This is a genomic window from bacterium, from assembly GCA_028821235.1.
Classification (GTDB): domain Bacteria; phylum Actinomycetota; class Acidimicrobiia; order Spongiisociales; family Spongiisociaceae; genus Spongiisocius.
Genome location: JAPPGV010000020.1, coordinates 1 through 3387 on the forward strand (window position 1 = coordinate 1; position 3387 = coordinate 3387).

Annotated in this window: 6 protein-coding genes; all 6 read left to right on the forward strand. The window is 68.1% G+C overall.

Annotated elements, in window-relative coordinates; all coding sequences use genetic code 11:
* Positions 1 to 383 (forward strand): phosphoribosyl-ATP diphosphatase (gene hisE / locus OXK16_02350; protein ID MDE0374789.1); only part of this gene is annotated, 383 nt, incomplete at its 5' end.
* Positions 384 to 710: 327 nt separating this feature from the next.
* A complete protein-coding gene (locus OXK16_02355; GenBank protein ID MDE0374790.1) occupies positions 711 to 959 on the forward strand; it encodes a hypothetical protein in 249 nt (82 codons plus the stop codon).
* Positions 960 to 1082: 123 nt separating this feature from the next.
* The gene (locus OXK16_02360; protein MDE0374791.1) at positions 1083 to 1358 is read left to right on the forward strand and encodes a hypothetical protein; all 276 of its coding nucleotides are present in this window, start codon (positions 1083 to 1085) and stop codon (positions 1356 to 1358) included.
* Between the two features lie 134 nt (positions 1359 to 1492).
* On the forward strand, positions 1493 to 2146 hold the full coding sequence (locus OXK16_02365; protein MDE0374792.1) for an ATP-binding cassette domain-containing protein: 654 nt from the start codon (positions 1493 to 1495) through the stop codon (positions 2144 to 2146).
* Positions 2143 to 2823 (forward strand): heme exporter protein CcmB, encoded by a 681-nt coding sequence (locus OXK16_02370; GenBank protein ID MDE0374793.1) that lies wholly within the window; start codon positions 2143 to 2145, stop codon positions 2821 to 2823. The genes OXK16_02365 and OXK16_02370 overlap by 4 nt, the downstream gene beginning before the upstream one ends.
* A 170-nt stretch (positions 2824 to 2993) precedes the next feature.
* Positions 2994 to 3387, forward strand: a 394-nt coding sequence (gene ccsA, locus OXK16_02375; GenBank protein ID MDE0374794.1) for a cytochrome c biogenesis protein CcsA, incomplete at its 3' end; no start/stop codon positions are given.

The following is a 3387-nucleotide window of genomic DNA, read 5'->3' on the forward strand; positions in this document are numbered from 1 at the left end:
CCGCCGGGCCCGCCTGCCACACCGGCAGCCGCACCTGCTTCGAGGACATCGACGGTGCGAATAGTCCCGCTCCGCAGGGCTTCGCCGGCCTGGAAGGGTTGTGGCAGACCATCGCCGACCGTATCTCCTCGGCGTCCGCGACCGGTTCCTACACCGTCCGGCTCGCCGAGGGAGGACCGCCCGCCACCGGACGGAAGCTGATCGAGGAGGCTGCGGAACTGGCCGAGGCCGCTCTCCTTCACCAATCGGGCCGGGCCGGGGACCGGCGGGTGGCCGAGGAGGCGGGAGACGTGATTTACCACCTGCTGGTCCTGCTGGCGGAACGGGGTGTCAGCGCAGGGGAAGTGATGGAGGAACTAGCCTCCCGCCGCCGGACCCCCTGACACCCCGGGGCGACCGCACGTCGATCGGTCGGCGGCCTTGGCTGGGCCTTGCTTCGGGCCTGCCCTCATCGTAGGACCGCGATGACAAGGCACCCGACCGGTCATCAACACCGGCACGCTCTAGCGTCCGAATCACGCCCGTTTCGTGACCGGTTGAACGGCACGTAGATCGATCCGGATCGATCTCGACTACTGATCCGGGTTCGTTATCCGGTGACAAGAGGGTTGAACCCGTCACATCTCCGCCATAGATTGCCGGATACCGCAACTACCAGCGGTCCGGCTCCACGGGGTGGTGTCGAACTCGATGTGTGTATATTAGGGTGTATGCCCAGAATCCAGGTGTACCTACCGGACGACCTCTATCGAGAGGTCAAAGACCGCGGGTTCTCGCCGTCCAAATTGCTGCAGGAGGCGGTCCGGGTCGAGCTTCGACGGCAGCAGCTGCTCGGCGAGACCGACTCCTATCTGGCCGAGGTTCTAAGCGAGGTCGGAGAGCCCGATGCGGAGGACTACGCCTGGGCACAGACCCTGGCCGGCCGCATCGCCCGGAGGGCCCAGCGGGAAGCCGTCTAGGCGTGCACCGGTAAAAACTTGCTGGTTCTGGACTCGGGTGCGGTATCCCGGCTCGCGGAGCGGTCTCGTAGAAGCGTCGCACTGATCGCGACCTTGCGGACCACCGGCTCATGGCCTCCGGTTGTGCCCGCTCCGGTATTGATCGAAGCCCTTCACGGTCATGCGGGCAGGGATGCGCGGGCCAACCGGCTGCTGAAGGTGTGCAACGTGATCGAGCAGGTGCCCCAGAAGCTGGCGCGACGAGCTGCTCTCCTCAGATACCTGGCACGCCGGGGATCTGCGATCGATGCGCTCGTAGTTGCGATGGCAGAGCCGGATGGCACAGTGCTTACCGCCGACCTCGCCGATCTCCGTGCCCTGGCGGCACACGCGAGTGATGTTCTCATCGAGAGGATCTGAACCTCCGCCCGAGGGCGTCGGAGGTGAAACGGTCCAGCCCTTCGCCCGGTATGGGCTTCGTGACCGGTGGCGATGACGGGGATCGGTCGTCGGGCGCTTCCGAGCTTCACGGAGCTTCGTTCTACACTCCGCGTGTGTCAGGTCAACCGCTGGTCAGACTGGTAGACGCCGGGTTCTCCGCCTCGGGCTCGGTGATCCTGCGTGGCGTGGACCTTACGGTCGAAGCCGGCGAGATAGTGGGGGTCAGCGGACCCAACGGGGCCGGCAAGACGACCCTCCTGCGCCTGCTGGCCACATTGCTCCGGCCCACCTCCGGCGGCGGCACCGTTCTGGGCGTGGACACCGGCGCCCGCCCCCAGGATCTGGTGCGCGTCCGGCGACAGATCGCCCTGGTCGGCCACTTCCCCGCCCTCTGGCCCGAGCTGACCCTCAGGGAGAACGTGAACCTTCCGGCCGGGCTGCGGCATGGACCCGCGGATGGTGACCCCCTCAGCGCCGTCGGGTTGGCGGGATTAGCGGGGTTGAAGGCGGCGCACGCCTCCCTTGGAATGCAACGCCGGGTGGAGTTCGCCCGCCTCCTCGCCTGGACGCCCCGCTTGCTCCTCCTGGACGAACCGCACGCCGGCCTGGACGAGGCCGCCGCCCCGCTGGTGGACCATCTCGTCGGACGGGTAACCGATCGGGAAGGGGCAGTGGTGATGGTCTCGCACGACCGCAACCGGGCGGAGTCGCTGCTCACCCGCAGGTTGTTGGTGGCCGCCGGAACCGTCGTCGAGGTGCCTGCATGACCCCCCGCGCCTTCTGGCAACAGGTCCGGTGGGTATTCGTCAAGGATCTGCGGGTCGAGGTCCGGGGTGGGGTGACGCTCCGGATGGCCACCCCGTTCGCCGCCCTCGCCCTCCTCCTGGCGCCCCTCGCCATCGGCACCGATACCGCCCTGCTCCGCCGGGTCGGCCCGGGCATGCTCTGGCTGGTGGTGATCCTGTTCGGCATGACGGTGACCCTCGGGGCCGGCGACCGCGAGTCCGGCCCGGTCAGGGATCTGCTCACCCTGAGCGGGCTCGACCCCGCGGCCAGCTTCCTGGGGCGGAGCCTGGCGAGCTCCGCCCTGCTGTTCGGTGTGACCGTGGTGCTTGCCCCGCTGATGATCGTCCTGTACGCACCGGAGGGAAGCCCGGGTTGGGGTTGGCTGGCCCTGCTGGCGATCGCAGGGGTGATGGCGCTGGGTCTGCTGGGATCGCTGGTGAGCGCGCTGGTCACCGGCCTGCGGGCGCGTACCGCGCTCGGGCCGTTGCTGGCGATACCTCCGGCTGTCCCTGTTCTGTTGGCCACCGCCCGGGGCACGGATTCCGCCATCTCCCAGCGAGGTAGCCTTTCCTGGTTGCTCCTGCTGGTGGCCATGAACCTGGCCCTCGTCATCGTCGGTGTGCTGCTGGCGGGGTCCATGGACGAGACCAACCGGTAGCCCTGATTACTCATGTACCCAGCACACCGACATGACCCCCGGTCAGGAGCACGGAGTACCCATTCCCACCACCCGCACACACCCCTACCCATGAATGATCGGGGCTAAGAAACCGTCATGGCAACACCTCCCCGTCCGCACGCAGCCCGACCTGCCGACCACCGGATCCGATGAGCCCCGCAGCCGCCACCCCCCACCCGAGGTCCCGGGCCATCACTGGTGCGGGCGTGGTAGCGCTGTGCCTCATTGCGGTCGCCCTCTACATGTCGATCACCGCCCCGGAGGAGGAGACCCAGGGAGAAGCCGCCCGGCTGCTCTTCGTCCACGTCCCGTCCGTGATAACCGCCTACATCGCGCTGGGTGCCGGCCTGGTGGCGGCGGCCTGGTACCTGATCCGCCGCTCCCCCACCACCGACCTGGTGTCGGCGGCCGCGATCGAGGTCGGCGTGCTGTTCACGGCCATCACGCTTCTGACCGGCATGATCTGGGGGCGTGTCGTCTGGGGGGTGTGGTGGGACTGGGGAGACGCCCGGATGGTGTCCACCGCCGTGCTGTTCTTCTTCT